This window comes from Microbacterium sp. Soil_N32, assembly GCF_057655505.1.
In genome coordinates, this window is sequence record NZ_JBDGME010000019.1 from 659,363 (window position 1) to 685,665 (window position 26,303).

A 26,303-nucleotide genomic window follows, 5' to 3' on the forward strand; every position below is an offset into this window, starting at 1 on the left:
TCCACTAGGCTCGGCCCTGAAAACGAGGGGACGACATGAACGAGAGCACCGACGCCGCCGCCGACCACAGCGGGCGACCCCACGACTGGCAGCCGACCGACGCCGCACGCGCGACGGCCGTCCGGTTCCGTTGGATCGCCGGCATCCTGTGGTTCCTCGCCATCGCGGCCGAGGCGGTCGCCATCTTCTGGCTGATGCGGCAGCGCGAGGTCGTGGGAGCCGACGGCCAGCTCGTGCGCGATCCCGACTCCGGACTGCTCGAACAGAGCGATGCGACCACTCGCTTCCCCACCTGGGCGTTCATCACCCTGTTGGTGCTTCTCGTCGCCATCGCCGCGTTGTCGATCACCGGCTCGGTGCTGTGGAAGCGCGCGAACCGCCTCGACCCCGCGCGACGCTCGGAGACCACCCGGTTCTTCGTGCAGAACCAGCTCGGCGCGATCATCGCGGTCATCGCTTTCCTCCCCCTCATCGTGGTGGTGCTGCTCAACAAGGACATGTCGAAGGGTCAGAAGGCGACGGCGGGCATCGTCGGCGTCGTTCTCGCCGTGCTCGCGACCGTAATCGGCATCGATTTCGATCCGCCCTCGGTCGAGCAGTACACCGCCGATCAGTCGACGGTGATCCAGCTGCTCGGTGCGGATGAGGTCGTGTGGGTCGACGGGGGCGAGGTCTACCACGTGTGCGACGAGGTGCCGGCCATCCAGACCGGCAGCGAGATCCGCACCGGGACCACCGCCGACGCCGTCGACGCAGGGAAGATCCGTCTGACGCTGCAGTTCGCCTCGGAGCTTCGCACCTGCGGACTCGCCGTTCCCGAGAACGACGAGGAGATCACCGCGGCGCTGCGCGCGATCCAGGCCGGCGACGTCGACACGCCGCTGCCGGCACCCGTGTGGGCTGACCCGGCCGACGCACCGATCCAGATCGACGACGCCCCCTCCGACTGACCGTCAGGTCGCGACCGCGTCGCCGCCGAGGGCCTCGACGAGTCTCTCCTCGGCCGCACCGAGGTGGTGGTGCAGAACCGCCGACGCGCGATCGGCGTCGCCCGCCGTGATCGCGTCGAGGATCTCGGCGTGCTGAGCGGCGATCACCTCGGCGTCGAGCAGACGTCGTCCCTGCACCTGCGCCATGCACAGCCGCACCTCGTCGAGCACGCTGCGGTACATCCGGCTGGTGCGTTCGCTGTGCAGAGCCTCGATCAGCGCGAGGTGGAAGCGCAGATCAGGGTCGACCGAGCGCGCATCCGGTCCGGGCGGGAGGGCCGCGATCTCCTCGTTCGCGTCGTGAGCCGCCGCGGGCGCGTCGAGACGACCGGCGAGTTCCCTCAGTGCCGCGCTCTCCAGACGGATGCGCGTGCGGTAGACATCGCGCACGGTGTCGGGATCGATGGCGACCACCCGCGCGCTGCGGTGCGCCGAGCGGAGGAGCAGCCCGGCGGCGACGAGCTGCTCGATGGCGGCTTTCGCGCTCGGACGGGCCACACCGTACTCCTCGGCGACGTACGCCTCGGTGACGGCGGAGGCGGGTGCCAACTCGCCCGAGAGGATCCGGGTGCGCAGCCGCGCCGCAACGGCCTCGACGACGCCGACGACACCGAGGGGAGCCTCTGAAGACGCGGACATGGGAGCCAGCCTACTCACGGCGACGTCTCTCGGTACACTTGTCTGACAATCCGTCTCGACGCCGAGGAGCACCATGCCGACCACTCTCGCGGAACCGCTCGATCCCACCCTCCTCGGTCAGGATGTCGCGGTGCAGTCCCGGTCGATCGATCGCTTCGCCCGCGCCCACGACGCCTCGCACTACCTGCTCGTGCCCGACGCCGTCGTCTCCCCCGTCGACGCCGCGGGCATGGCGCGCGTGTTCGACGCCGTGCGCGCAGCGGGCCGCACCCTCACCTTCCGTTCCGGCGGCACCAGCCTCTCCGGCCAGGGCGTCAGCGGCGACATCCTCGTCGATACCCGCTCCGCCTTCCGGAACATCCGCATCTCCGACGACGGCGCCACGGTCAGCGTCGGCCCCGGGGCGACGGTGCGTCAGGTCAACACCCGCCTCGCTCGGCACCGACGCAAACTCGGGCCCGATCCCGCCAGCGAGATCGCGTGCACGATCGGCGGCGTGGTCGCCAACAACTCCAGCGGCATGGCCTGCGGCGTCGTCGAGAACTCGTACCGCACCATCGACTCGATGGTGCTCGTGCTGCCGAGCGGCACCATCCTCGACACGGGTGCGCCGGACGCCGACGAGCGTCTGCACCGCTCCGACCCCGAACTCGCGGCCGGGCTCCTGGCCCTTCGCGAGAGGCTGCTGGCCCAGCCCGAGAACGCCGAGTTCATCCGCCGGCAGTTCTCGATGAAGAACACGATGGGCTACGGGCTCAACTCGCTGCTCGACTTCGACACCGCCGTGTCCATCCTCGAGCACCTGGTGATCGGATCGGAGGGCACGTTGGCGTTCGTCGCCGAGGCGCGCTTCCGCACCGTCGAGATCCGCCCCGCCGTCGCGACCGGTCTGTTGGTGTTCGAGACCCTGTCCGATGCGATGGCCGCCCTCCCGGGGCTCACGGAGTTGGGCCTCGCCACGATCGAGCTGCTCGACGCCGCGTCGCTCCGCGTGGCGCAGGGGCTGACCGACGTGCCGCGCACCATCGCGAGCATCGACGTGCACGGGCACGCCGCCCTGCTCGTCGAGGTGCACGCGGCGAACGAGGCGACCCTCGCGGCCAGCACGGACGCCGCGCTGACGCATCTGTCGACCCTGCCCCTCGCCGTCCCCGCGGCTCTCACGACGGACGCCGCGGAGCGCGCCGCGCTGTGGCACGTGCGCAAGGGGCTATACACGGCCGTCGCCGGCGCCCGCCCGTCGGGCACCACCGCACTCCTGGAAGACATCGTCGTCCCGGTCGACCGCCTCCTCGCGACCTGCGAACGCTTGATCGAGCTGTTCGACGCGCACGACTACGAGGGCTCGGTCATCTTCGGGCATGCCAAGGACGGGAACGTCCACTTCCTGCTGAACGAGCGCTTCGACGACCCCGAGAGCGTCGCCCGGTACCGACGGTTCACGGACGACCTCGTCGACCTCGTGCTCGCGCAGGGCGGTTCCCTCAAGGCGGAGCACGGCACGGGGCGCATCATGGCCCCGTTCGTCCGACGGCAGTACGGCGACGAGTTGACCGACATGATGTGGGAGATCAAGCGCCTGTTCGACCCGGCCGGCATCCTCAACCCGGGCGTCGTCCTCTCCGATGACCCCGACTCGTACCTCCGCGATCTCAAGCGCGTGCCCACCGTCGAGGCCGAGGTCGATCGCTGCGTGGAGTGCGGCTACTGCGAGCCGACCTGTCCGAGCAAGGACCTCACGCTGACGCCGCGCCAGCGCATCGTGCTGCGACGCGACATGGCATGGGTCGAGCAGCAGGGCGACACCGCGCTGCTGGCCGAGCTGCGCGCCGACTACGACTACCACGGCGTGCAGACCTGCGCGGTCGACGGCATGTGCGGCGTGGCGTGCCCCGTCGACATCAACACCGGCGACCTCGTCCGTCGGCTGCGCGCCGAGGAAGCCTCGAAGGTGGAGGATGCCGCGTGGGACGTCGCGGCGCGCGGCTGGGGCGCCGTCACGCGCGTCGGCGGCGCCGCACTGACGATCGCGTCGGCTCTCCCGTCGCCGATCGTCACGGGGGCGACCAAGGTCGGACGCGCGATCCTCGGATCCGACACGGTGCCGCTGTACGACGGCGGGCTCCCCCGTGGCGGCTCGGCCCCTCCGCGGGCGCAGTCCCCCGCCGACGCCCGCGCGGTGTTCTTCGGCGCGTGCATCGGTACGATGTTCGGCGCCGAAGGCCACGGCGAGGGCTCACGCGACGCGGTGGCCGCGCTGCTCGACCGCGCCGGCATCCCCTTCGCCGTGCCCGAGGAGTCGGGCGGGCTCTGCTGCGGCACGCCGTGGAAGTCGAAGGGACACCTCTCCGGCTACGACCGGATGACCGAGCGCACCCTCGCCGCGCTCTGGGAGGCGAGTCGCCGCGGCGAGCTCCCCGTGGTGTGCGATGCGGCGTCCTGCACCGAGGGGCTGCACACGATGCTCGCGAAGTCGCTGCGGGAGTACCCGGAGTACGCCGGACTCGTGATCGAGGACGCGACGACGTTCATCGCGCGCGAGGTGCTCCCCCGGCTCTCGGTGACGCAGAAGCTCGACAGCGTGGCGGTGCATCCGACGTGTTCGACCACCGCGCTCGGCGCGACCGGCGCGCTGACCGAGATCGCCCGTGCGGTGGCGACGGAGGTCTATGTGCCGGACGGCTGGGGATGCTGCGCTTTCGCCGGCGACCGCGGGATGCTGCATCCCGAGCTCACGGCCAGCGCGACGGCCGTCGAGGCCGCCGAGGTGCGGGCGGCCGACGACGTGCGCGGCGGGTTCGGCGCCTTCGTCTCGGCGAACCGCACGTGCGAGATCGGCATGACCCGCGCCACCGGCCAGCCCTATCGCCATGTCGTCGAGGTGCTCGAGGAACTCACCCGCGCCTGACACGACGAGAGCGGGCCCTCCCCGAAGGGAGGGCCCGCTCTCTCGTTCAGCGATCAGGCGATCGATGGATCAGCGGGCGGCGCTGCCGTCGACCCCGCCGCGAAGCGGCCAGACCAGCACCGCCCTGTGAGGATTCCGTCGCCGTCAGCGCGCAGCGCTGCCGTCGACGTAATCCTCGTCCTGCTGCTTCCATGCGAAGAGCGCACGCAGCTCCTTACCGGTCGCCTCGATGGGGTGCTGCTCCTCCTTGGCGCGCAGCGCGAGGAACTCCTCGCCGCCGTTGTCCTGGTCGTCGATGAAGCGCTTCGCGAATGCACCGGACTGGATGTCGGCGAGCACGCCCTTCATGCTCTCCTTGACGCGCTCGTCGACGACGCGGGGTCCCGACACGTAGTCGCCGAACTCGGCGGTGTCGGAGATCGACCAGCGCTGCTTGGCGATGCCGCCCTCCCACATGAGGTCGACGATGAGCTTCAGCTCGTGCAGAACCTCGAAGTACGCGATCTGCGGCTGGTAGCCCGCCTCGACGAGGGTCTCGAAGCCGGCCTGCACGAGGTGGCTCATGCCGCCGCACAGCACGGCCTGCTCGCCGAACAGGTCGGTCTCGGTCTCTTCGGTGAAGGTGGTCTTGATGACGCCGGCGCGGGTGCCGCCGATGGCCTTCGCGTACGACAGAGCGACGTCCCAGGCCTGACCGGACGCGTCGCGCTCGACGGCGATGATGTCGGGGATGCCGCGCCCGGCGACGAACTCGCGACGCACCGTGTGGCCGGGGGCCTTCGGGGCGACGAGGATCACGTCGACACCCTCGGGGGCGTCGATGTAGCCGAAGCGGATGTTGAAGCCGTGCGCGAAGGCGAGGGTCTTGCCCGGAGCCAGGTTCGGGGCGATCGACTCGCTGTAGATCGTGCGCTGGTGCTGGTCCGGCGCGAGGATCATGATGAGGTCGGCCCACTCGGTGGCCTCGGCGACGGTCTTCACCGGGAAGCCGGCCTCCTCCGCCTTGGCCGCCGACTTGGAGCCCTCCTTGAGGGCGATCGCGACCTCGACACCCGAGTCGCGCAGGTTCTGCGCGTGGGCGTGGCCCTGCGAGCCGTAGCCCACGATGGCGACCTTCTTGCCCTGGATGAGCGACAGGTCGGCGTCGGCGTCGTGGAAGATCTCGGTGCTCACTGTGTGTTTCTCCTTGTTCGTGGCGGTTCGTCTCGCTCCGTGCCGGACGGCGGCGGAGCCGATGGATGGGGTGGTCTGGGTCAGCCGCGCAGCACGCGCTCGGTGATGCTCTTGCCGCCGCGGCCGATGGCGAGGAGACCCGACTGCGCGATCTCCTTGATGCCGAACGGCTCGAGCGCGCGGAGCATGGCGTCGACCTTGCCCTTGTCGCCCGTGACCTCGATCACGAGCGCATCGGCGGCGTAGTCGACCACGGCTGCGCGGAAGAGGTTGACGACCTCGATCACGTTCGAGCGGGTGGTGTTGTCGGTGCGCACCTTGACGAGCATGTGCTCGCGCTGCACCGACGTGGCGAAGTCGAGCTCGACGATCTTGATCACGTTGATGAGCTTGTTCAGCTGCTTGGTGACCTGTTCGAGCGGCAGCTCGTCGACGTCGACGACGACGGTGATGCGCGAGATGCCCGGCACCTCGGTGACGCCGACGGCGAGGGAGTGGATGTTGAATCCGCGACGGGCGAAGAGGCCCGCCACGCGGGTCAGCAGGCCGGGGGTGTCCTCCACGAGGAGGCTCAGCACGTGAGTCGACATGGTCAGTCCTCCTCGTCGAATGCAGGGGCGTGGTCGCGGGCGTACTGGACGTAGCTGTTGCTGACGCCCTGCGGCACCATCGGCCACACCATGGAGTCGGCGCTGACGACGAAGTCGATCACGACCGGGCGGTCGTTGGTGTCGAGGGCCAGCTGGATCGCCGCATCGACCTCTTCCTCCTTCTCGACCCGGATGGCGAGGCATCCGTAGGCCTCCGCGAGCTTCACGAAGTCGGGGATCCGGATCGTGCCGTGCCCGGTGTTGAGGTCGGTGTTGGAGTGGCGCCCGTCGTAGAACAGGGTCTGCCACTGACGCACCATCCCGAGGGAGGAGTTGTTGATGATGGCGACCTTGATCGGGATGTTGTTGATCGCGCAGGTCGCGAGCTCCTGGTTGGTCATCTGGAAGCATCCGTCGCCGTCGATGGCCCAGACCGCGCGGTCGGGCTCGGCGACCTTCGCCCCCATGGCGGCGGGCACCGAGTAGCCCATCGTGCCCGCTCCCCCCGAGTTGAGCCAGGCGTTCGGCCGCTCGTACTTGATGAACTGCGCCGCCCACATCTGATGCTGGCCGACACCGGAGGCGAAGATGCCCTCCGGGCCGGTGAGCTCGCCGATGCGCTGGATGACGTACTGCGGGGCCAGCAGACCGTCGGTCGTCGGCGCGTAGCCGAGCGGGAACTCGGTGCGAAGACCGTCGAGGTACGACCACCACTCGGAAATGTCGGGCTTCGCCCCTCCGGTCACTCCGCGGAAGGCGGCGTGCAGGTCGGTGAGCACGTCGCGCACATCGCCGACGATCGGCACGTCTGCCATCCGGATCTTCGAGATCTCGGCCGGATCGATGTCGACGTGCACGACCTTCGCGTTCGGTGCGAACAGCGCGGCCTTGCCGGTCACGCGGTCGTCGAAACGGGCACCGAGCGAGACGAGGAGATCGGCCTCCTGCAGCGCCAGCACCGCCGGGACCGTGCCGTGCATGCCGGGCATGCCCAGGTGCTGCGCGTGCGAGTCGGGGAACGCACCGCGCGCCATCAGCGTGGTCACCACCGGAGCACCGGTGGCCTCGGCGAGTTCGAGCAGCTCCGCGGCCGCACGCCCGCGCACGACACCGCCACCCACGTAGAGCACGGGCTTCTTCGCCTCGGCGAGCAGCGCCGCCGCGGCCTGGATCTGCTTGCCGTGCGCCTTCGTCACCGGGCGGTAGCCGGGCAGATCGACCTTGGGCGGCCACACGAACGGGGCGACGGCCTGCTGCGCATCCTTGGTGATGTCGACGAGCACGGGACCGGGGCGTCCGGTCGAGGCCACTTCGTAGGCGGCGGCGATCGCGCCGGGAATGTCGGCCGCGTCCTTCACCAAGAAGGAATGCTTCGTGATGGGCATCGTGATGCCGACGATGTCGGCCTCCTGGAAGGCGTCGGTTCCCATCAGGGTCGAGAACACCTGTCCGGTGATGGCGAGCAGCGGAACGGAGTCCATGTAGGCGTCGGCGATCGCGGTGACGAGGTTGGTGGCGCCGGGGCCGGAGGTCGCGATGCACACGCCGACCTTGCCGGACGCGGAGGCGTAGCCTTCGGCGGCGTGGCCCGCGCCCTGCTCGTGGCGGACGAGGATGTGGCGCAGCTGCGACGCGTCCATGAGCGGGTCGTACACGGGCAGGATCGCGCCACCGGGAAGCCCGAAGACGTCGGTGATGCCGAGAAGCTCGAGCGAGCGGACGACGGCCTCGGCACCGGTGATCTCCGGAGCGCTGGAGGAACGGGCGGGCGGCCGCGGCACGGCCGGGGCGGAGTCAGCAGTCATGACTCTCCTTCTGGTGATCTGTGGGTGTCGGATGCCGGCGGCGACACGGGCCGAGCCGATCGAGTCGGTGTCAGCCGGTCGTCGCGCCTTCGGCGGCGGACCGCACGAGACGGGAGTACTTGGCAAGAACGCCACGGGTATAGCGCGGGGGAAGCGGCTCCCAGCCGGAACGGCGGGAGGCGAGCTCCGCCTCGTCGACGAGTAGGTCGAGAGAGCGAGCTGCGATATCGACCCGTATCAGATCACCATCGCGCACGAAGGCGATAGGACCAGCGTCCACCGCTTCGGGTGCTATGTGGCCGATGCACAGGCCGGTTGTGCCGCCTGAGAATCGTCCGTCCGTCAAGAGTAGTACATCTTTTCCGAGCCCCGCGCCCTTGATGGCCGCGGTGATGGCGAGCATCTCCCGCATGCCGGGGCCGCCCTTGGGGCCCTCGTAACGGATGACGATGACGTCGCCCGCCTGGATCTCGCCGTTTGCGAGGGCGTCCATCGCCCCGCGCTCCCGCTCGAACACGCGCGCCGGGCCCTCGAAGACGTCGGCGTCGAAGCCGGCCGACTTCACGACGGCGCCCTCGGGTGCCAGCGATCCATGCAGGATCGTGATGCCGCCCGAGGCGTGGATCGGGTCGGAGAAGGTGTGGATCACATCGCCGTCGACCGGGTCGGGGTTCAGATCGCGGAGGTTCTCGGCGACGGTCTTGCCCGTCACGGTGAGGGCGTCGCCGTGGAGCAGCCCCTCGTCGAGCATGGCCTTCATGATCACGGGGATGCCGCCGTGGCGGTCGACGTCGTTCATGACGTACTTGCCGAACGGCTTCATGTCGGCCACGTGCGGAGTCCTGCTGCCGATGCGGTTGAAGTCGTGCAGATCGAGGTCGATCTCGGCCTCGCGTGCGATCGCGAGCAGGTGGAGCACGACGTTGGTCGACCCGCCGAGGGCCATGGCCAGGGCGATGGCGTTCTCGAACGACTCCTTGGTGAGGATGTCCTTCGTGGTGATGCCCTGGCGCAGCAGCTCGACGACGGCCTCGCCCGATCGGTGGGCGAAGTAGTCGCGCCGGCGGTCGGCCGAGGGCGGTGCGGCCGAACCCGGCAGGCTCAACCCGAGCGCCTCGGCGACCGACGCCATGGTGTTCGCGGTGTACATGCCGCCGCAGGCGCCCTCGCCGGGGGCGAATGCGCACTCGATGCGCTTGAGGTCCTCTTCGCTCATCCGGCCGGCGCGGCAGGCGCCGACGCCCTCGAACGAGTCGATGATCGTGATGTCCTTCTCGGTGCCGTCGGAGAGCTTCACCCATCCCGGCGCGATAGATCCGGCGTACAGGAAGACGCTCGACAGCCCGAGGCGGGCGCTGGCCATCAGCATGCCGGGGATGGACTTGTCGCACCCGGCCAGCAGGACGGTGCCGTCGAGACGCTCGGCCATGATGACGGTCTCGACGGAGTCGGCGATGACCTCGCGCGAGACGAGCGAGAAGTGCATGCCCTCGTGTCCCATGGAGATGCCGTCCGACACCGAGATGGTGCCGAACTGCAGGGGGTAACCCCCGCCCGAGTGGACGCCCTCCTTCGCCCCCTGTGCGAGCCGGTCGAGGCTCAGGTTGCACGGCGTGATCTCGTTCCAGCTCGAGGCGATGCCGACCTGCGGCTTCTCCCAGTCGGCGTCGCCCATCCCGACGGCGCGCAGCATGCCGCGGGAGGTGGTCGCCTCGATGCCGTCGGTGACGACACGACTGCGGGGCTTGATGTCGATGGCCGCGCCGGCGGCAGGATCATGCGAGGACATGCAGGAAGTCTATTCCGGACGCGCGGCCCGTTCGTCCGCGATCGCGGCGAGCAGCGACGCCACCTCCGCGGGCCCGTCGACCCGCAGAGCCGCGGCGCTCTCCCCCGGGCCCACGCGGACGCCGAGGTCGCCCGGCTGCAGCACGCGCAGGGCATCTTCGTCCGTCACGTCGTCGCCCGCGAAGACGATCCCGGTGGCGCCGAAACGCTCGCGCAGCACGCCGATCGCCGCGTCCTTCCCCTCATTCCGCGAGGAGAACTCGAGCACGCGGTGGCCCGACCGACGGCGCCAGTGCGGGAAGCGCTCCGTCACCAGGGCGTCGACCTCCGCGAAGACGGCTTCTTCGGTCGCGCGATCGGCCCGCCGGGTGTGCACGCCCATGCCGAATGCCTTGGGCTCGAACTCCGCACCCTCGTAGCGATCGATGATCGGCCGTGCGGCGGCCCACAGCTCCTCGCGCGCCGCCGAGTCGTCCGCGCCGTCCGCGGGAGCGATCTCGCCCTCTCCGGGGAACCAGTACTGCGCCCCGTGCGACCCCGAGAGGGAGACGGGCGAGTCGTCGGTGTGCTCGGTGATGATGCGGAGGTCGTGCATGCTGCGCCCCGAGACGAAGGCGACGAACGTGTCGGGTAGCGCGGACAGTCGAGCGATCTGCGCGACCGTCTCGGGAAGGGCGCGGGCGGACATCGGGTCGGGCACGAGAGGCGAGGCCACGCCATCGAAGTCGAGCGCGATGACGAGGCGCTCGGTGCGGGCGACCGCGGTGATCTCGTCGGCGGGCGTTCCAGGGGTCCAGGGGCGCGTCATGGCAGTCTCCAGGGAGGTGTTGGGCGGACTCGGTAAAGAGGTCGGCAATGTCAGCGGCGGCGCGCATCGGCGAGGGCGGCGAGGAACGACGACGACCATGCGTTGACATCGTTCTCGAGCACGCGGCGGCGCAGCGCGCGCATGCGCTTGCTCTGCTCCGCGGGCGTCATCTCGATCGCCTGCATGATCGCATCTTTGAGGCCGTCGATGTCGTGGGGGTTCACGCGCACCGCTTGGCGCAGCTCGTCGGCGGCCCCGGTGAACTCGCTGAGCACGAGCACACCGCGATCGTCGGCCCGGGTGGCGACGTACTCCTTGGCCACGAGATTCATGCCGTCGCGCAACGCGGTGACGAGCATCACGTCCGCCGCGAGGTAGAGGGCCACCATCTCCTCGCGGGGGAATCCCTGGTGCAGGTAGCGGATCGCGCTGTGGCCGACCGTGTCGTGGTCGCCGTTGATGCGCGCGACGAGCAGTTCGATCTCGTCGCGCAGGTGCACGTAGGCGTCGACCCGCTCGCGGCTGGGGCTCGCGACCTGGATGAGGGTGACGTCCTCGACGTCGAGGCGTCCGTCCTCGATCAGTTCGCCGTACGCCTTGATGCGGTGGCGGATGCCCTTGGTGTAGTCGAGCCGGTCGACGCCCAGCAGGATGCAGCGCGGATTGCCGAGACTCTCGCGGATCTCGACCGCGCGGGCCTGGACGTCCGCGCGCGCAGCGAGGGCGAGGTACGGCTCGGTGTCGATCGAGATGGGGAAGGCGCGGGCGACGGCGGTGCGCGTCTGGCCGTCGGGTCCGGGCACCGCGATGCCGGGGCCCTTGACCTCGTAACGCAGGCGGCGGCGCACGGCAGTGAGGAAGTACGTCGCGTCCTGCGCCCGCTGGAAGCCGATGACGTCGGCGCCGAGCAGACCCTGCAGCACCTGGTCGCGCCACGGCAACTGAGCGTAGAGGCCGTGGGCGGGAAACGGGATGTGATGGAAGTACCCGATGGTGACGTCCGGTCGCAGCTCGCGCAGCATCTGCGGAACGAGCTGGAGCTGATAGTCGTGCACCCACACGGTGCCGTCGGGGGCTACCGCGTCGGCCGCCGCCTGGGCGAACCGGCGGTTCACGCGCACGTACGCCTCCCACCACTCACGGTGGAACTGGGGAGGCGCGATCACGTCGTGGTACAGCGGCCAGACCGTGTCGTTGGCGAAACCCTCGTAGTAGTCCTCGACCTCGGAGAGGCTCAGGGTGATCGGGATGAGGTCGATGCCGTCGGCCTCGAACGGCTCGAGTTCGAGGTCGGGCTGTCCCGCCCATCCGACCCACGCGCCGTTCGCCGACCGCATCATCGGTTCGAGCGCGGCGACGAGTCCTCCGGGCGATGTGCGCCAGGTCTCCTCCCCGTCCGGGCCGACGACCCGGTCGACCGGGAGACGATTGGCGACGACGACGAACTCAGCAACAGCCACGACGGCTCCTCACAACGGGGGTGTGCGTCCAAGGCTATCGAGGTTCGAGCCCCCTGCGGGTCCGTGCGACGCCCGGACGGTCGCCGTTCAGGCGACGGCGATGACGTCGCGCGCAGCGGTGCGCGAGAAGAACCAGTTGACGACCGCGGCGGCGAAGGCTATCGACGCCGCGATCACGGGCAGCGCGAGCGCGGCCTCCGTCCCGACGTTCTCGGCGATCTCGCCGGCGACAGCCGCGCCGATCGACTGGCCGACCACGATGCCCGAGCCGAGCATGGTCATGACCGTCGCCGACCGGCCGAGCGGGCTGCGCTCCGCCCCGAAGCTGTACTGCGTCACGAGGGTGGGGCCGATGCCGACTCCCATGATGCCGAGCGCGACCATCATCATCGCCGGCGAGTCGACGACGCCCAGCAACAGCGAGCCGGCGAGCAGGATGCTCGCGAAGACGATCCACCGCGCCCGCAGCGAGAACCGCGTCGGCAGCCACGCGACGCCGAGCGCGAGGATCGCCGAGCCCACCCCCATGACGCCGTACAGGAGCCCCGCCTGCTCGGACGCGCCGCGGTCGGCCATGAACGACGTCAACGAGGTCAGCATCGTGCCGAAGAACATCCCGACGCCGAGGATTCCGACTACGACGATGAGCAGACGCGGGCGGAAGAGCTCGGCGACCGACGACGGCGCAGAGCCGTCGGCTCCGCGGACGGCGGCGACATGTCTGCCGCTCGGATGCAGCGCGAACGCCCCGACGAACACGACGGTGAGGGCGGCCGCGCCGATCAGCGGCGCCCACGGAGCGATGACGGACGCGAGGATGCCGACGAGGAACGGTCCGAAGACGAACACCGTCTCGTCGGCGGCGGACTCGTACGCCATGGTGCCCGAGACCGTTCGCGCCTGTCGCTGCGCCGGCATGCGCTCGGAGATGATCGTCACGAGCCGGGCGCGCGACAACGGGGCGACCTGCGGGGCGGTGGCGCCGATGCCCACCGCCGCCGCGAGGACGAGGGCGTCGGCCGCGTCGCCGTACACGACGAGGGTGAAGAGCGCCATCATCGCGCCATTGGCCACCGCCAGAACGACGAGCACGCGCCGCTGACCGAAGCGATCGGCCGCGGCTCCGAGGAGCGGACCGAAGCAGGCGGTGCCGAGTCCGACGGCGGCGGAGGTGAGACCGCCCAGGGAGAGCGAGCCGCGGGCCGAGACGACGACCGTCAGGACGCCGACGACCATCATGGCGAAGGGCAGTCGCGCGATGAACGCGATGAGGAAGTAGGGAAGGCCGGCGAGCCGGAGAAGGCTCGGCTCGGCAGAGGTGTGTGTCTGGGTCATGGCTCTCGCGCGCCCCGCGGACGCGGTGGTCGGGTGCCGCCGCTGTCCGCCGGATTGCCGACGGCCGGTAGATACACGGTTCTGCCGCGGCATGCCGCGACCCCTCCAGGATAGCGAACGCCGCTGCACACCGCCTGCATGCACGGCGACGCCCGACGGTGTCAATCCCCCGCGCCCGTTGCGCGCGGCCCGGTACGGTGGGGCCATGCGCTATCTGTTCAGCACGGGCCTGTTCGGAGCGATCACCACGGGTGTCTCGCTCCTCCGCGGCAGCCGCGAGACGCCGTTCACCTGGCGAGCCGGTCTCGCCTGGGTGAGCTGGGCGATCACGTTCGCCCTCGCTCTCGGGGCGGTCAGAGACACGCGCCGCTTCGACCGCGGCCTGGAGGTCGCCCTCGATTCGCCTCTCGCGCCGGCGCAGGCCAAGCGTGCGCACCGCGACGAGAAGCAGGCCGCCAAGGCCGCCGCGCAGAAGCAGAAGAAGCAGAAGCGCCGTCGCGACTGAGCCGCATCCGGGCCCGGGACGTCGCCAGGCCCGGGCGCGACCCGGTCAGCGGGTGAGGATGAGCGCCTCGCCCTGGCCGCCGCCGCCGCACAGGCCGACGGCCGCGATCCCGCCGCCGCGGCGCGCGAGTTCGTGCGCCGCGTGGACGACGAGCCGCGCTCCCGACGCACCGATCGGATGCCCGATCGCGATGCCGCCGCCGTGGATATTGACGATCCCCTCATCGAGCCCCAACTCCTGCTGAGAACGTGCGACGACCGCTCCGAAAGCCTCGTTGATCTCGACGAGGTCGAGATCGGCCGGCGTGATCCCCTGCTTCTCGCACGCACGCTCGATGGCCCGGGCGGGCTGCGCCTGAAGGGAGTTGTCGGGGCCGGCGGTCTGCCCGCTGGCGCCGACCGTCACGAGCGGCGTCCATCCGTTCGCCGCAGCGATCCCCCGGGTCGTCACCACCACGGCCGCGGCTCCGTCGGAGATCTGCGACGAGTTGCCGGCGGTGATCGAGCCGCCTTCGGCAAAGGCCGCCCGCAATCCGGCGAGCGTCTCGACCGTGGTCTCCGGCCGCACGCCCTCGTCGGACGTGACCTGCAGCGGCTCCCCGCGGCGCTGCGGCACCGACACGGCGACGATCTCGTCGTCGAACGTCCCGGACGCCTGGGCGGCGGCGGCGCGCTGGTGCGACAGGGCGGCGACGGCATCCTGCGCCTCGCGCGTGAGTTCGTACCGGGCGTTGTGACGCTCGGTCGAGGCCCCCATGCTCTCCTGGTCGTATGCATCGGTCAACCCGTCGTAGGCCATATGGTCGAGCACCTCGACAGAGCCGTACGTCCACCCGTCGCGCGAGCCCATGAGCAGGTGCGGCGCGCGGGTCATCGACTCCATGCCGCCGGCGACGACCACTTCGGCGTCGCCGGTGCGGATCATCCGTGCGGCGTCGATCACCGCGGTGAGGCCCGAGAGGCACACCTTGTTCACGGAGTGCGCTGGCACGTCCCAGCCGATCCCGGCGGCGATGGCCGCCTGACGTGCCGCGTTCTGTCCCGAACCGGCGGCGAGCACCTGCCCCAGGATGACCGCGTCGATCTCGCCCGCGTCCACGCCTCCGCGCTCGAGCGCTCCGCGGATCGCGAACCCGCCGAGTTGAGGCGCGGCGAACGCCGCGAGCTGGCCCTTCAGGCGTCCCTGCGGCGTCCGTGCGGCCGCGACGATGACGATGTCGTCGTCGTTCATGTCATGCATCCTCTCGTTCCAGGTGCGCCGCGATGGCGAGCGGCGGTTCGGTGGCTGCGACGATCTGCTCCACGCTCACGCCGGGCGCGGTCTCGACCAGCACGAGCCCGTCGTCCGTGACGTCGATCACGGCCAGGTCGGTGATGATGCGGTCCACGACTCCGCGCCCGGTGAGCGGAAGCGAGCAGTCGTCGACGATCTTCGCCGATCCGTCCTTCGCGACGTGCTCCATGAGTACGATCACGCGCGCGGCTCCGTGCACGAGGTCCATGGCGCCTCCGGGGCCCTTGACCATCTTCCCCGGGATCATCCAGTTCGCCAGGTCGCCGCGCGCCGAGACCTGCATGGCCCCGAGGATCGCGGCGTCGATCTTCCCGCCGCGGATCATGCCGAAGCTCGTCGCCGAGTCGAAGAATGCCGCCCCCGGCAGCACGGTGACCGTCTCCTTGCCCGCGTTGATGAGATCGGGGTCGACGGCGTCCTCGGTCGGGTATGGGCCGACGCCGAGAATGCCGTTCTCCGACTGCAGCACCACGGTGACATCGCGCGGCACGAAGTTGGGAACGAGCGTGGGGAGCCCGATGCCGAGGTTGACGTACGAGCCGTCGGCGAGTTCGGCGGCGGCCCTTGCTGCCATCTGATCACGGGTGAGCGCCATGTCAGGCTCCTTCCGCGGCGACCGTGCGCCGCTCGATGCGCTTGGGGATGTCGGTGCCGACCTCGACGATGCGGTGCACGAAGACACCGGGGAGGTGGACGCTGTCGGGGTCGAGTTCGCCCGGTTCGACGAGGCGCTCGACCTGCGCGATGCAGATGCGGCCGGCCATCGCGGCGAGGGGGTTGAAGTTGCGGGCGGCCTTCGTGAAGACGAGGTTGCCGTGGCGGTCGCCCGTGGCGGCGTGCACGAGGGCGAAATCGGTGGTGATGGCCTCTTCGAGCACGTAGTCCGCGCCGTCGAACGTGCGTACGTCCTTCGCCGGTGAGGCGACGGCGATCGAGCCGTCGGGCGCGTACCGCTGCGGCAGCCCCCCTTCGGCGACCTGGGTCCCGACGCCGGTCTGGGTGTAGAAGGCGGCGATGCCCGAACCGCCGGCACGCAGCTTCTCGGCCAGGGTTCCCTGCGGGGTCAGCTCGAGCTCGAGCTCACCGGTGAGGAACTGCCTCTCGAACTCCTTGTTCTCGCCGACGTACGACGAGGTCATCTTGCGGATGCGGTGCGCCGCGAGCAGCACGCCGAGCCCCCAGTCGTCGACGCCGCAGTTGTTGCTCACGACGCGAAGGTCGGTCGTCCCCTGCGCGAGGAGCGCCTCGATGAGGGCGATGGGATTGCCGGAGAGTCCGAACCCGCCGACGGCCAGGGATGCCCCGTCGGGAATGTCGGCCACGGCCTCGGCGGCAGAGGGCCACTGCTTGTCGATCACGCGTACTCCTTCGAACGGACGTCTCTCCAGCATGCGGGGCCCTGCCCGCCCGCCGCGCGGAGGTTCTTGCGATGTGGACATCGCGGCGAGTAGCGTCCACCATGTGGAACACGCGACGGCCACCGTCCCCGGCGCGCAGGCGATCGCCCGCGCCGCCCGCCTCCTGCGCCTGGTATCGAGCAGCGGGTCGGACGGCGCGTCGCTGCAGGATCTCTCGCGGCGCGCCGACCTCACCCGGTCGACAGCGCACCGCCTGCTCAGCGCACTGCGGGCGGAAGGCCTGGTCGACCGCGACGAGGCGACGGCCCGGTGGATGCCCGGTCCCGAGCTGTTCGTGCTGGGCAATGCCGCCGCCGCACGGTACGACGTGACGGCGATCGCTCGCGACGTCGTGCGCTCCCTGGCGGTGAAGACCGAGGAGAGCGCGTTCTTCTCGGTGCGGCGCGCCGACGAGACGGTGTGCCTGCTCCGCGAGGAGGGGTCGTTCCCCATCCGCTCGTTCGTCCTCAGCGAGGGCGTGCGCTTCCCCCTGGGCGTCGCGAGCGCCGGACTCGCCATCCTCGCGTTCCTCCCCGACCACGATGTGGATGCCTATCTCGCCCGGCATCCCGACCTCGCGACGACCTGGGGCCGCACGCATGCCGCTGCGCCGTTGCGCCGTCGACTCGACGAGACCAAGGAACGCGGGTTCGCCGTCAACCCCGGCCTCATCGTCGAAGGCAGTTGGGGGCTGGGCGCCGCGGTGTTCGACCGGCACGGTCGACCGGAATGGGCACTGAGTCTCACCGGCGTCGGGTTCCGTTTCGGACCCGACCGTCTTCCCCAACTCGGCCGCGTTCTCCTCGCACACGCCCACGAGTTGACGGCGCGCATCGCCGGGTCGCGGCACTAACGACCACCCGACGCGGGCCGTTTCATACCAACAGGTATATACTTGCGGGTATGCAACGAGCTGATGTGATTCCTTCGATCGTGCTCTCGGGCTATGCGCTCGGGCGCATCGCCGCGCAGGATGCGGGGAATGAGGCGCCCGCCGCGCAGTGGCGCGTGCTTTCTCTGCTCGACCGCCAAGGCGCTGCGCGCGTGGGCGAGCTCGCCCGAGCGGCGCGCACCACTCAGCCCGGCATGACCCGACTGCTCGGCGCGCTGGAGCGAGACGGGCTCGTGCAGCGCTCCGCCGACCCCTCCGACTCGCGAGCGGTCGTGGTCGGGGTCACGACAGCGGGCACCGATGCACTCCGCGCCTGGCGGGACGAGTTCCGCGACACCCTCGCCCCCCGCTTCGCCTCCCTCAGCGATGAGGAATGGCGCACGCTGACCCGCGCCGCCGAGATCCTCGCCGCGCACACCGACCAGAACGACCGAAAGGACGCATCGCAGTGAATACGACCGCCACCCCCTCCCCCTGGAAGCAACCGGCGCAGGTCTGGGCGGTCGCCTTCGCCAGCGTCGTGGCCTTCATGGGCATCGGCTTGGTCGACCCGATCCTCCCCGCCATCGCCGAGTCGCTCGAAGCGTCACCGGTCGAGACCGAGCTGCTGTTCACCAGCTACCTGCTGGTCACCGGTCTCGCCATGCTCGTGACGAGTTGGGTCTCGAGCCGCATCGGCGCGAAGGCCACACTGCTGGTCGGACTCGGGCTGATCGTCGCGTTCTCCCTTCTCTGCGCCCTGAGCGGCAGCGTCGACGCGGTCATCGGGTTCCGAGCCGGATGGGGTCTGGGCAACGCACTGTTCATCTCGACGGCACTCGCCACCATCGTCGGCGCGGCCTCGGGCGGGAGCGGTGCGGCGATCGTGCTCTACGAGGCCGCTCTCGGTCTCGGCATCGCCATCGGCCCCCTGCTCGGCGGACTCCTCGGAGAGGTGAGCTGGCGCGGCCCGTTCTTCGGGGTCGTGGGCCTCATGGCGATCGCCTTCATCGCGGTGAGCATCCTGCTGCGCGGCGGTGACGAGAAGCGCACGCCCGTCCGTTTCTCGGCGCCGTTCACCGCCCTCCGCCGGCCGGCTCTGGCCGTGCTCGCGATCGCGGCGCTGTTCTACAACATCGGATTCTTCGTCCTTCTGGCCTTCTCGCCGTTCCCGCTCGGCTTCGGGGCGATGGGCATCGGGTTCACGTTCTTCGGCTGGGGTGTGGCTCTCGCCGTGACGAGTGTCTGGGTCGCGCCGTTCCTGATGCGGCGTATGCCGCGCACGCGCATCCTGCTCACCGTGCTCCCCCTGCTCGCGGTCGACCTCGTCGCCGCCGGACTGCTCGCCGGCTCACCCGCGGGCCTCGTCGTGTGCATCGTGATCGGCGGCCTGCTGCTCGGCGTGATGAACACCGTGCTGACCGAGGCGGTGATGGAGGCGACCGACCTCCCCCGCTCCGTGGCCTCGTCGTCGTACTCGGCCGTGCGCTTCCTGGGCGGCGCGATGGCTCCGCCTCTCGCCGCGCTGCTGTGGCACGCGTTCAACGCGACCGTCCCCTACCTCTTCGCCGCGGCATCGGTCCTGCTCGCCGGGCTGACGATCCTCCTCGGCCGTCGTGCCCTGGCACACATCGACGAGCACGCCGACGCGTCGCCCGACGAGGACGCGCAGGCGATCCTCGTCGGCGACGCCGCCTGAGCCGATCGCGGGAGCGTCGCTGCCCCACCGGGCGCGACACTCCCGCGATCCGCGCTCGATTTCGCCCGGCGCCGATCCCCTGGTAATGTAATTCCTCGGTCGGGGTTCTCCCGGGCCACGCACCTCTAGCTCAATCGGCAGAGCAACTGACTCTTAATCAGTGGGTTCAGGGTTCAAGTCCCTGGGGGTGCACGGATCAGCCTCGAAGTCTCTCGCCGGACTTCGGGGCTTTTTCGCATTCCGAGCCGATTCGTCTCACGCGTTCACATCGAGGGGTCTCACGGGAGCGCCGACTACGCTGTTCGGGTGACCGCGCTCTCCCCCACGCCTTCGTTCGACGACGACCTCGCACTCGCGCTGCGCCTCGCGGACGCGGCAGACGCACAGTCGCTCCCGCGCTTCGACGCCGCCGACCTCGAGGTCTCGACGAAGGCCGACCGCTCGCACGTCACCGACGCCGATCTGGCCACCGAGCGCGCGATCCGTGCTGTGCTGCAGCAGGAGCGTCCCGGCGACGGCATCTTCGGCGAGGAGTACGGCGCCGAAGGCGACAGCCGCCGCCAGTGGATCATCGACCCCATCGACGGCACCGCCAACTTCCTGCGCGGCGTTCCGCTGTGGGGCACCATGATCGCGCTCGCCGTCGACGGCGTGCCGCAGGTCGGCGTCGTGAGCATGCCCGCCCTCGAGCGCCGCTGGTGGGCGTCTCCGGCGGGTGGAGCGTGGACCGGCACGCCCGATGCCCCGAAGCGCCTGCAGGTCTCCGCCGTCGACACGCTCGACGACGCGAGCGTCAGCTTCCAGAGCATCGGGCAGTGGCGGGACGCCGGCCGCCTCGATCAGCTCCTGCATCTCGCCGAACGCGTGTGGCGGGACCGCGCCTACGGCGACGTGTTCTCATACATGCTGCTCGCCGAGGGGCGCCTCGACATGGTCGCGGAGTTCGACGTGAAGGAGTACGACATCGCGGCGGCCGTCGCGATCGTGCGCGCGGCCGGCGGCCGCATGACCTCGTTCGACGGTGACGAGACGATCTCGGCCCGCTCGACGCTCGCCACCAACGGCGTGCTGCACGACGCGTTCCTCACCCTGCTGCACTCCTGACGAACCGGACCCACACGATGACCTCCCGCCTCCCCTCCGCGACGATCGGCCTCCTCCTGGTCGCCGCTGCGCTCGTCGGATGCTCGCCGACCCCCGCGCCCGAGAAGACCTCTCAGCCGAGCGACTCGGCGTCGTCCCCCACCCCGACCGCCGGCCCCGCCACCACGCCCGAGCCCGACCGCACCCCCGGCGCGCTGAGCTGCGAGTCGATGATCTCGCCCGGCACGGTCGACGCCCTGACGGCCCAGGGGTGGACCGCCGAGACGAAGGAGTTCGTGATCGGCGACGTGCCCGTCGGTGAGGACGCGGGCCTGCTGTGCTTCTGGGCCGACTACTCGATCGCCTCGGATCACGGCCAGTTCTACGGCTGGGCCGCGATCAGCCCGACGGATGCGGCGAGCGCGCAGAACTCGTTGCTCGCGAGCGGATGGCGGCGCGAGGACGCGGGCGGAGAGGTCATCATCACCGAGGACCCGGCGTATGCCATGGCCACCGACGACGAGGGCTACGGCATGACCTATCTCTTCGGCGACGGATGGGTGGAGTTCGCCGACACGAAGCAGGGGCTGCTGCTCATCGAGTGGACCCCCTGACCTCGAACAGGCCGGCGGCGAGCGTGCGGGCGTGGAGCAACCGGTCGGTGTCTCCGTCGACGGCCTGCTGGGCGACGGCCCCCTCGGCGAGCAGGAACAGGTGGTCGGCGAGGGAAGCGGGTTCCGCCTGCGAGTCCTCGCTCACCAGCTCCTCGATGCGCTGACGCACCCGGCGTTTGTGCCTGCGGATCACCGGCAGCGCGGGGTGGCCCTCCGGCAGCTCGGCCGCAGCGTTGAGGAAGGCGCATCCGCGCCCTGAACTGTCGGCATCCTCCCGGTAGGCGTCGAACACGGTCAGGGCGCGCGGGGACGCCGCGGTCGCGAGGCGTTGCTCCCATCGCGCCCACCACGAGGCGTCCCGTCGTTCGAGGTAGGCGGTGACGAGCGCCTCCTTCGACCCGAAGCGGTCGTACAGGGTGCGTTTGGTCACGCCCGAGGCGGAGGCTATGGCGTCGACGCCGACGGCCTGAATGCCGCGCTCGTAGAACAGCTGAGAGGCGGCGTCGAGGATGCGCCGGGCTCCCGGCGTCAAGGTCGTGGCTCGCTCGGTCATGGATCTTCTCCCCACTTCACCGATCAGTGTACTCCGGCCGTATACTTCACTGATCGGTGAACCTCGGAAGGCCCTCATGACAGACACTCTCCCCCGTGCCGCGGCACCGTGGCACCTCGCTGCCGCCGGACTGTCATTGATCGCCGTCTGCTACGGGCTCGCGCGCTTCGCCTTCGGGCTCTTCACCCCCGCGTTCCGCGCGGCGTTCGACCTCGACGCGGCCACGATCGGCCTCATCGCCTCTCTGGCCTACGCGGCCTACTGCGCCGGCGTCGCCGCCGCCACATTCGGCACTCCGCGATGGGGCGCCCGGAGCGTGGCGGTCTCGGCGGGCGTCCTCGCCACGGCGGGGACGATCATCGTGGGGCTGTCGGCGGATGCCGTGACGCTCGGCCTCGGCGCAGCGATCGGAGGCGCCAGCACCGGCGTGGCATCCCCCGCCCTCGCCGACGCCGTGGCGAAGGGCGTCACTCCGGCGCGGCGCGATCGCGTGCAGAGCGTCATCAACGCCGGCACGGGCCTCGGCGTCCTCGTCGCCGGACCGATCGCGCTTCTGCTGCTGGATCAGTGGCGCACCGCATGGTTCGTCTTCGCAGGCCTGGCCGCAGGGACGACGCTGTGGGTGGCGGTCGCCGTGCCGTCGGCGCCTGCTGCGCCTCCCCGGACGCCCGCCGTGCCCACTGCTGCGCGCACCGTACCCGCTACGACGCATGGCGTGTCCACCGAGACGCGTACCGGGCCCACCGCGTCCGGCACGTCCCACGGGGCGCGGAGCGACGCCCTGCGGCTCCCGCTCGCCGCGCTCCTGCTGGGCGCCGGCAGCGGAGCCGTCTGGACGTTCGGCCAGGACGCTCTGGCCGCATCCCTCGGCCGCCCGCTCGCGACCACCGCATGGATCGCGCTCGGAGCCTGCGGGCTGCTGGGCGCGGCCTCGGGCGACGTCATCCGGCGGCTCGGTGTGAACACCGCCTGGCGGGTGTTCCTGGCGCTCATGGCCATCGGCACGGCGGCCATCGCGGTGCTGCCGCACCTCGCCGTTGCGGCCATTGCGGCAGCCGGAGTGTTCGGAGCCGTGTACATCGCGGCCACCGGCGTGCTCCTGATCGCCGGCACGCGGGTCCACCCCGACGACCCCGCCCGTGGTGTCGGCTCGGCGTTCCTCCTGCTCGCGGTCGGACAGGCGGCATCGTCACCGGCCTGGGGAGCGCTCGGCGACATCGCCGGGCTCCCCGTCGCGCTGCTCGGCGCAACGGCGGCGACCATCGTCGCCCTCGTGACCGCACCTCTCGATGAACGGGCAGCACACGGTCCGGCACGACGCAAGGGCGATGACAGACGACGCCACACGTGATCGAGTGCAGATGCGGCACGACCGCCGCGGAAGGAGCATCCCATGATCCCCGAGTCCTCCACGCCGCTCTCCCCCGGAGAGCAGCCCATCCGTCCGGAGCCGCTCGCGCCCGAGCCGCAGGAACCGTCGTTCCCCCACCCCGAGGAGCCCCTCGCCCCGACTCCGGACGAACCGCTCGCGCCCAATCCCGAGGAGCCGACCGTGCCCCTCGACGGCGGCGCCTTCGAGTGAGCTCGTTGTCAAGCCGGTGCGCCCACCCGCCCCTGTGCGGCAGGGTGGGCTTCTACGTCGACGAGAGGAGCCTCCCATGAGCAGCGACAACGACCGTAACGACATCAGCACGGAGCCGTCCCCCGGCCCCGAGGAGAACGACAACCTCGGCGCGGAGGACGGCAAGGCCGATCCGCCCGCCGTGCCGCCGACGAACCGCGGAGACGACGACGGCACCTCTGCCGACGCCTGAGCCGTCCGTTCGGCCACGACGAGACCCCGGTGATCCCTCGCGACCCGGGGTCTCGTCATGTTCCGCGGTGTCGGAGGCCCCGCCTACAGTCGTTCTCCTCGGCCGGAGAAAGGAACTGCCGGCGATGGGTAACCCTGGGGCGACGCTCTCCGCCTACCGTGACATGAGGTCGCAGCACGATGCGATCCTCGCCGCAGCCCGACGCGGACCACTGCAGTCGCTCACGGAACGGGAGATCGATCTGCGTGAGCAGCCCCTCACGGTATACCCGCGCCCCCGGGCCGTCTCGGCATGGGTGCGCTTCGGCGCCGAAGCCGTGCGCGTCGACGCCCGGCTGCTGCGATCGACACCCCTCGCCGCCGGCATCGAGTTCCGGGCGGGCGGGGAGGCCTTCCGGTGTTGGGTGTGGGGCAACGCCGTCACGCTGTCCACGACGGGGACAGCCTGAGCGACGTGCGCCGGGTCTCAGCGCAGGTCGTCGAGAACCAGCTCGCCCCGGGCGTTCAGCGACCCCATCATCCGTTCGACGCGCCGGGGGTCGACGGCGGGCACCTGCTCGGAGTCGAACTCGATGATCAGAGGGATGCTCGGGTGCATCCACGCGGTCATCCGTCGACGGTTCGGAGAGTCCGCCATCCAGGTCATCATGAAGCTCTCCTGACGCCGCAACTTCGTCCCCATGACGATCTTGACGTGCACGAGCGTCTCGTCATCGACCTCGATCGGCGGACGAGAGCTGTTGTACTCGAGCTTTCCCATGGGAGAACACTATGTCCCCGGAGCGCGACGCTACGAATCCCGCCGCATCGCTTACACCGTCCGCACAGCCTCCCGGGCCCGTCAGTCCCTCCCGCCGCGCACGGAGTTCGCGTTCGTCGGGGGCTCACCGACCTCCTCGACGGTATGCCCCGTGCACGACATCCGCGTCACAGCGGCCCGTCCGATGCGCGAAACGGCGAACCACCGCATCCCATCGCGCAGCCGGCACCACCCCACCAAGTACCACCGGCCACCCGTGGACGCGAACAACACCGGCTCGACGTCGCGGTCCGTCGTGACCCCGTCACGTGCGGTGTACCGAATGCGGAGCACCCGCTGCTCGGCCATCCCCTCCTCGATCGCCGACCGGACGGCTCGCGAGGGCACGGGCGGCGCATCGACCCAGACGCGATCCGCCAACGCGTCCGCCTTCTCGCGGGTTCGAGGGTCGATGACCGCCAGAATCTTCCGCACACCGGCCGCCGCCAGGTCGGCATAGGGGGCATCATGCGCGGCCGACACGGCGGCCATGAGCGCCACGGCCTGCGACGGCGAAAGGGTGATGGGCGGCAACGCGCCGCTCTCGGCCAGGCCGTACCCTCCCCCGGGCCCGGGGCGCGACCAGATCGGCGCACCGCTGCTCTCGAGCGCATCGAGGTCGCGTTTGACCGTTCTCACCGACACCTCGAACTCCCGCGCGAGACGCTCGGCGGACACCCCCCGCGTTCCCCCGCGTCGAAGCGTCTCGGTGAGGGCGTGCAGCCGTTCGGTTCGTTTCACCGTGCGCACGTTCGGATATTCATGACATAGATAGTGACACACAGCTGTCGCGGGGCGCTGCGAAGGTGGAGACATGAACACCACGACGCCCCCACCGACCATCCTCCTCATCGCCGGGCACTGGCTCGGCGCCTGGGCGTGGGACGAGGTCCTCGCCCACCTCGAAGGCGATCGCGCCCGAACGGTGGCGGTGACCCTCCCGGGTCTCGACGCCGACGACAGCGAACGCACCACGAGGACCCTCGACGATCAGGTGCGCGCGATCCGAGACGCCATCACCTCGCGCGGCGACGTGCCGGCGATCCTCGTCGCACACAGCGGCGCCAACGCCCCGGTGACCCTCCTTCTCGACCGAAATCCCGAACTCGTCGCCCGGGTGATCTGGGTCGATTCGGGTCCGGTGTCCGACGGCAGCGCGTTCGCTCCGGATCTGCCTGCCGGCGTCGACGAACTCCCATTGCCGCCCTTCGACGACCTCGGTCGTCAGGCGAGCCTCGAAGGCCTGAGCGACGCCGTCCTCGCCCGGTTCCGCGAACGTGCGGTGCCGGAGCCCGGTCCCGTACTTCGTGAGGCCGTCGCCCTGTCCAACGACGCCCGTCATGGCGTTCCGACGACCCTGGTGTGCTGCTCGATCTCCGGCACGCAGCTGCAGCAGCTCGTACAGGCCGGCCACCCGATGTTCGCGGAGGTCGGCCGACTCGCCGACGTCGAGGTCATCGATCTGCCGACGGGGCACTGGCCGATGTGGAGCCGGCCGCGCGAACTCGCCGATGTGATCCGGTCGGTCGCCGCGAAGACCGCCTGACGGTCGACGGGAGCCTGTGTCCCGTCGCGGACGGCAACGCCGGAAAGCGAAGAGGCTCGCCTCCCCATGACGATGGGGAGGCGAGCCTCTTCGTGTGCGACAGCGACCTGGTGGAGCTGGGGGGAATCGAACCCCCGTCCAACGCTGAGTCTCCACGCCTTCTCCGGGCGCAGTCTGTGGAAGCGTTCTGCTCGGCTCCGACCTTTGTCACAGACACCCAAGTCGACGAGCCCAGCCTGGGAAGAGTCCCACGTGACGTCCAGACGCCGTCACGCAGCAAGATTCCTAGATGACGCCAGGATCCGTATCGGAATCACATACGGTCTGACGGACTATCGGGCTCGCTTAGGCAGCGAGGGCGAAGTCGTTGCGCTTGGTTTCGGCAACTATTGTTTTGCAGAGAGCGTTAACGAGATAACTCTGCATCCTCGGCCCGCTTCTCGTGGATTCACAGGCGCTGTCGAAACCGATCAGCCCCGTGGTCCTTCTCTCGAAGGAGCCGCTGTCGCTCTGTGGAGTTTTCATCCCGGATGCTCCGCACCCGGCTTCACAGGATACAACGATCCCGACACCGATGTCATTCCCGCCCCACGACGCTCCCCGGTCCCAGCCAGGCGACGGGCGTAGAGTCGCGG

General features: G+C 70.2%; 27 protein-coding genes, 1 tRNA gene and 1 other RNA gene. 14 read left to right on the forward strand and 15 right to left on the reverse strand.

What is annotated here, in order from left to right; genetic code table 11:
• Positions 1-35: 35 nt before the first annotated feature.
• On the forward strand, positions 36-950 hold the full coding sequence (locus AC3A3J_RS11380; RefSeq protein WP_487672378.1) for a hypothetical protein: 915 nt from the start codon (positions 36-38) through the stop codon (positions 948-950).
• Positions 951-953: 3 nt separating this feature from the next.
• Here AC3A3J_RS11380 and AC3A3J_RS11385 read toward each other — a convergent pair whose 3' ends face one another.
• A complete protein-coding gene (locus tag AC3A3J_RS11385) occupies positions 954-1,628 on the reverse strand; it encodes a GntR family transcriptional regulator (RefSeq protein ID WP_487672379.1) in 675 nt (224 codons plus the stop codon).
• 73 nt (positions 1,629-1,701) lie between these two features.
• Here AC3A3J_RS11385 and AC3A3J_RS11390 point away from each other — a divergent pair, with 73 nt between their 5' ends.
• On the forward strand, positions 1,702-4,536 hold the full coding sequence (locus AC3A3J_RS11390; protein WP_487672380.1) for an FAD-binding and (Fe-S)-binding domain-containing protein: 2,835 nt from the start codon (positions 1,702-1,704) through the stop codon (positions 4,534-4,536).
• A 144-nt stretch (positions 4,537-4,680) separates the two neighbouring features.
• On the opposite strand, the gene ilvC is transcribed toward AC3A3J_RS11390, so the two are convergent.
• The 7 genes from ilvC to AC3A3J_RS11425 form a co-directional block, all read right to left on the reverse strand.
• Entirely contained in the window at positions 4,681-5,709 is a 1,029-nt protein-coding gene (gene ilvC, locus AC3A3J_RS11395) for a ketol-acid reductoisomerase (RefSeq protein WP_487672381.1), read from the reverse strand.
• An 80-nt stretch (positions 5,710-5,789) separates the two neighbouring features.
• Positions 5,790-6,299 (reverse strand): acetolactate synthase small subunit, encoded by a 510-nt coding sequence (gene ilvN / locus AC3A3J_RS11400; protein ID WP_314647099.1) that lies wholly within the window; start codon positions 6,297-6,299, stop codon positions 5,790-5,792.
• Between the two features lie 2 nt (positions 6,300-6,301).
• Entirely contained in the window at positions 6,302-8,104 is a 1,803-nt protein-coding gene (locus tag AC3A3J_RS11405) for an acetolactate synthase large subunit (RefSeq protein WP_487672382.1), read from the reverse strand.
• A 70-nt stretch (positions 8,105-8,174) separates the two neighbouring features.
• Positions 8,175-9,893 (reverse strand): dihydroxy-acid dehydratase, encoded by a 1,719-nt coding sequence (ilvD, locus tag AC3A3J_RS11410; protein ID WP_487672383.1) that lies wholly within the window; start codon positions 9,891-9,893, stop codon positions 8,175-8,177.
• Between the two features lie 9 nt (positions 9,894-9,902).
• The gene (otsB, locus tag AC3A3J_RS11415; RefSeq protein ID WP_487672384.1) at positions 9,903-10,700 is read right to left on the reverse strand and encodes a trehalose-phosphatase; all 798 of its coding nucleotides are present in this window, start codon (positions 10,698-10,700) and stop codon (positions 9,903-9,905) included.
• A 50-nt stretch (positions 10,701-10,750) separates the two neighbouring features.
• A complete protein-coding gene (locus AC3A3J_RS11420) occupies positions 10,751-12,160 on the reverse strand; it encodes an alpha,alpha-trehalose-phosphate synthase (UDP-forming) (protein ID WP_487672385.1) in 1,410 nt (469 codons plus the stop codon).
• Positions 12,161-12,247: 87 nt separating this feature from the next.
• Complete coding sequence (locus tag AC3A3J_RS11425; protein WP_487672386.1) at positions 12,248-13,495, reverse strand: MFS transporter; 1,248 nt, start codon at positions 13,493-13,495, stop codon at positions 12,248-12,250.
• Positions 13,496-13,700: 205 nt separating this feature from the next.
• Here AC3A3J_RS11425 and AC3A3J_RS11430 point away from each other — a divergent pair, with 205 nt between their 5' ends.
• Positions 13,701-14,000: a hypothetical protein gene (locus tag AC3A3J_RS11430; protein WP_487672387.1), complete on the forward strand. Its 300-nt coding sequence runs from the start codon at positions 13,701-13,703 to the stop codon at positions 13,998-14,000.
• Between the two features lie 45 nt (positions 14,001-14,045).
• On the opposite strand, the gene AC3A3J_RS11435 is transcribed toward AC3A3J_RS11430, so the two are convergent.
• From AC3A3J_RS11435 to AC3A3J_RS11445, 3 genes are read right to left on the reverse strand one after another with little or no spacing between them, the layout of a single operon-like run.
• Positions 14,046-15,230 (reverse strand): acetyl-CoA C-acetyltransferase, encoded by a 1,185-nt coding sequence (locus AC3A3J_RS11435; RefSeq protein WP_487672388.1) that lies wholly within the window; start codon positions 15,228-15,230, stop codon positions 14,046-14,048.
• A gap of 1 nt (position 15,231) precedes the next feature.
• Complete coding sequence (locus tag AC3A3J_RS11440) at positions 15,232-15,888, reverse strand: 3-oxoacid CoA-transferase subunit B (protein WP_487672389.1); 657 nt, start codon at positions 15,886-15,888, stop codon at positions 15,232-15,234.
• Between the two features lies 1 nt (position 15,889).
• The gene (locus tag AC3A3J_RS11445; RefSeq protein WP_487672390.1) at positions 15,890-16,651 is read right to left on the reverse strand and encodes a CoA transferase subunit A; all 762 of its coding nucleotides are present in this window, start codon (positions 16,649-16,651) and stop codon (positions 15,890-15,892) included.
• Positions 16,652-16,754: 103 nt separating this feature from the next.
• On the opposite strand from AC3A3J_RS11445, the gene AC3A3J_RS11450 reads away from it, so the two are divergent.
• The 6 genes from AC3A3J_RS11450 (at position 16,755) to AC3A3J_RS11475 (ending at position 20,957) form a co-directional block, all read left to right on the forward strand.
• Positions 16,755-17,543: an IclR family transcriptional regulator gene (locus AC3A3J_RS11450; RefSeq protein ID WP_487672391.1), complete on the forward strand. Its 789-nt coding sequence runs from the start codon at positions 16,755-16,757 to the stop codon at positions 17,541-17,543.
• Between the two features lie 50 nt (positions 17,544-17,593).
• Positions 17,594-18,034 (forward strand): MarR family winged helix-turn-helix transcriptional regulator, encoded by a 441-nt coding sequence (locus tag AC3A3J_RS11455; RefSeq protein WP_487672392.1) that lies wholly within the window; start codon positions 17,594-17,596, stop codon positions 18,032-18,034.
• Positions 18,031-19,260: an MFS transporter gene (locus AC3A3J_RS11460; protein ID WP_487672393.1), complete on the forward strand. Its 1,230-nt coding sequence runs from the start codon at positions 18,031-18,033 to the stop codon at positions 19,258-19,260. Before AC3A3J_RS11455 ends, AC3A3J_RS11460 begins: the two co-directional genes overlap by 4 nt.
• A gap of 119 nt (positions 19,261-19,379) precedes the next feature.
• A tRNA-Lys gene (locus AC3A3J_RS11465) sits at positions 19,380-19,452 on the forward strand.
• Between the two features lie 114 nt (positions 19,453-19,566).
• Positions 19,567-20,364 carry an inositol monophosphatase family protein gene (locus tag AC3A3J_RS11470; RefSeq protein WP_487672394.1) on the forward strand — a complete coding sequence of 266 codons (798 nt, stop codon included), beginning with the start codon at positions 19,567-19,569 and terminating at the stop codon, positions 20,362-20,364.
• Positions 20,365-20,381: 17 nt separating this feature from the next.
• Positions 20,382-20,957: a hypothetical protein gene (locus AC3A3J_RS11475; protein ID WP_487672395.1), complete on the forward strand. Its 576-nt coding sequence runs from the start codon at positions 20,382-20,384 to the stop codon at positions 20,955-20,957.
• Here AC3A3J_RS11475 and AC3A3J_RS11480 read toward each other — a convergent pair.
• On the reverse strand, positions 20,938-21,510 hold the full coding sequence (locus AC3A3J_RS11480) for a TetR/AcrR family transcriptional regulator (RefSeq protein WP_487672396.1): 573 nt from the start codon (positions 21,508-21,510) through the stop codon (positions 20,938-20,940). The two genes, AC3A3J_RS11475 and AC3A3J_RS11480, sit on opposite strands and share 20 nt — an antisense overlap.
• A 76-nt stretch (positions 21,511-21,586) precedes the next feature.
• Between AC3A3J_RS11480 and AC3A3J_RS11485 the strand changes: the two genes are divergently transcribed.
• From AC3A3J_RS11485 to AC3A3J_RS11500, 4 genes are all read left to right on the forward strand, one after another.
• The gene (locus AC3A3J_RS11485; RefSeq protein ID WP_487672397.1) at positions 21,587-22,861 is read left to right on the forward strand and encodes an MFS transporter; all 1,275 of its coding nucleotides are present in this window, start codon (positions 21,587-21,589) and stop codon (positions 22,859-22,861) included.
• Between the two features lie 42 nt (positions 22,862-22,903).
• Positions 22,904-23,092: a hypothetical protein gene (locus tag AC3A3J_RS11490; RefSeq protein ID WP_487672398.1), complete on the forward strand. Its 189-nt coding sequence runs from the start codon at positions 22,904-22,906 to the stop codon at positions 23,090-23,092.
• Between the two features lie 76 nt (positions 23,093-23,168).
• A complete protein-coding gene (locus AC3A3J_RS11495) occupies positions 23,169-23,324 on the forward strand; it encodes a hypothetical protein (RefSeq protein ID WP_487672399.1) in 156 nt (51 codons plus the stop codon).
• A 163-nt stretch (positions 23,325-23,487) separates the two neighbouring features.
• Complete coding sequence (locus AC3A3J_RS11500) at positions 23,488-23,772, forward strand: hypothetical protein (protein WP_487672400.1); 285 nt, start codon at positions 23,488-23,490, stop codon at positions 23,770-23,772.
• A 17-nt stretch (positions 23,773-23,789) separates the two neighbouring features.
• On the opposite strand, the gene AC3A3J_RS11505 is transcribed toward AC3A3J_RS11500, so the two are convergent.
• Both AC3A3J_RS11505 and AC3A3J_RS11510 read right to left on the reverse strand, forming a co-directional pair.
• Complete coding sequence (locus AC3A3J_RS11505) at positions 23,790-24,083, reverse strand: DUF7882 family protein (RefSeq protein WP_487672401.1); 294 nt, start codon at positions 24,081-24,083, stop codon at positions 23,790-23,792.
• 81 nt (positions 24,084-24,164) lie between these two features.
• Complete coding sequence (locus AC3A3J_RS11510; protein WP_487672402.1) at positions 24,165-24,863, reverse strand: helix-turn-helix transcriptional regulator; 699 nt, start codon at positions 24,861-24,863, stop codon at positions 24,165-24,167.
• Between the two features lie 73 nt (positions 24,864-24,936).
• Between AC3A3J_RS11510 and AC3A3J_RS11515 the strand changes: the two genes are divergently transcribed.
• Positions 24,937-25,668: an alpha/beta fold hydrolase gene (locus AC3A3J_RS11515; RefSeq protein WP_487672403.1), complete on the forward strand. Its 732-nt coding sequence runs from the start codon at positions 24,937-24,939 to the stop codon at positions 25,666-25,668.
• Between the two features lie 108 nt (positions 25,669-25,776).
• Here the strand turns inward: AC3A3J_RS11515 and ssrA are convergent.
• Positions 25,777-26,146: a transfer-messenger RNA gene (gene ssrA / locus AC3A3J_RS11520) on the reverse strand.
• Between the last annotated feature and the right edge of the window lie 157 nt (positions 26,147-26,303).

Excerpts from the sequence above, each read along its gene's own strand:
- AC3A3J_RS11380 (WP_487672378.1), top strand. The coding sequence starts at position 36 with ATGAACGAGAGCACCGACGCCGCCGCCGACCACAGCGGGCGACCCCAC.
- AC3A3J_RS11385 (WP_487672379.1), bottom strand. The coding sequence starts at position 1,628 with ATGTCCGCGTCTTCAGAGGCTCCCCTCGGTGTCGTCGGCGTCGTCGAG.
- AC3A3J_RS11390 (WP_487672380.1), top strand. The coding sequence starts at position 1,702 with ATGCCGACCACTCTCGCGGAACCGCTCGATCCCACCCTCCTCGGTCAG.
- ilvN (WP_314647099.1), bottom strand. The coding sequence starts at position 6,299 with ATGTCGACTCACGTGCTGAGCCTCCTCGTGGAGGACACCCCCGGCCTG.
- AC3A3J_RS11405 (WP_487672382.1), bottom strand. The coding sequence starts at position 8,104 with ATGACTGCTGACTCCGCCCCGGCCGTGCCGCGGCCGCCCGCCCGTTCC.
- ilvD (WP_487672383.1), bottom strand. The coding sequence starts at position 9,893 with ATGTCCTCGCATGATCCTGCCGCCGGCGCGGCCATCGACATCAAGCCC.
- otsB (WP_487672384.1), bottom strand. The coding sequence starts at position 10,700 with ATGACGCGCCCCTGGACCCCTGGAACGCCCGCCGACGAGATCACCGCG.
- AC3A3J_RS11425 (WP_487672386.1), bottom strand. The coding sequence starts at position 13,495 with ATGACCCAGACACACACCTCTGCCGAGCCGAGCCTTCTCCGGCTCGCC.
- AC3A3J_RS11430 (WP_487672387.1), top strand. The coding sequence starts at position 13,701 with ATGCGCTATCTGTTCAGCACGGGCCTGTTCGGAGCGATCACCACGGGT.
- AC3A3J_RS11435 (WP_487672388.1), bottom strand. The coding sequence starts at position 15,230 with ATGAACGACGACGACATCGTCATCGTCGCGGCCGCACGGACGCCGCAG.
- AC3A3J_RS11440 (WP_487672389.1), bottom strand. The coding sequence starts at position 15,888 with ATGGCGCTCACCCGTGATCAGATGGCAGCAAGGGCCGCCGCCGAACTC.
- AC3A3J_RS11455 (WP_487672392.1), top strand. The coding sequence starts at position 17,594 with ATGCAACGAGCTGATGTGATTCCTTCGATCGTGCTCTCGGGCTATGCG.
- AC3A3J_RS11475 (WP_487672395.1), top strand. The coding sequence starts at position 20,382 with ATGACCTCCCGCCTCCCCTCCGCGACGATCGGCCTCCTCCTGGTCGCC.
- AC3A3J_RS11480 (WP_487672396.1), bottom strand. The coding sequence starts at position 21,510 with ATGACCGAGCGAGCCACGACCTTGACGCCGGGAGCCCGGCGCATCCTC.
- AC3A3J_RS11485 (WP_487672397.1), top strand. The coding sequence starts at position 21,587 with ATGACAGACACTCTCCCCCGTGCCGCGGCACCGTGGCACCTCGCTGCC.
- AC3A3J_RS11490 (WP_487672398.1), top strand. The coding sequence starts at position 22,904 with ATGATCCCCGAGTCCTCCACGCCGCTCTCCCCCGGAGAGCAGCCCATC.
- AC3A3J_RS11495 (WP_487672399.1), top strand. The coding sequence starts at position 23,169 with ATGAGCAGCGACAACGACCGTAACGACATCAGCACGGAGCCGTCCCCC.
- AC3A3J_RS11500 (WP_487672400.1), top strand. The coding sequence starts at position 23,488 with ATGAGGTCGCAGCACGATGCGATCCTCGCCGCAGCCCGACGCGGACCA.
- AC3A3J_RS11505 (WP_487672401.1), bottom strand. The coding sequence starts at position 24,083 with ATGGGAAAGCTCGAGTACAACAGCTCTCGTCCGCCGATCGAGGTCGAT.
- AC3A3J_RS11515 (WP_487672403.1), top strand. The coding sequence starts at position 24,937 with ATGAACACCACGACGCCCCCACCGACCATCCTCCTCATCGCCGGGCAC.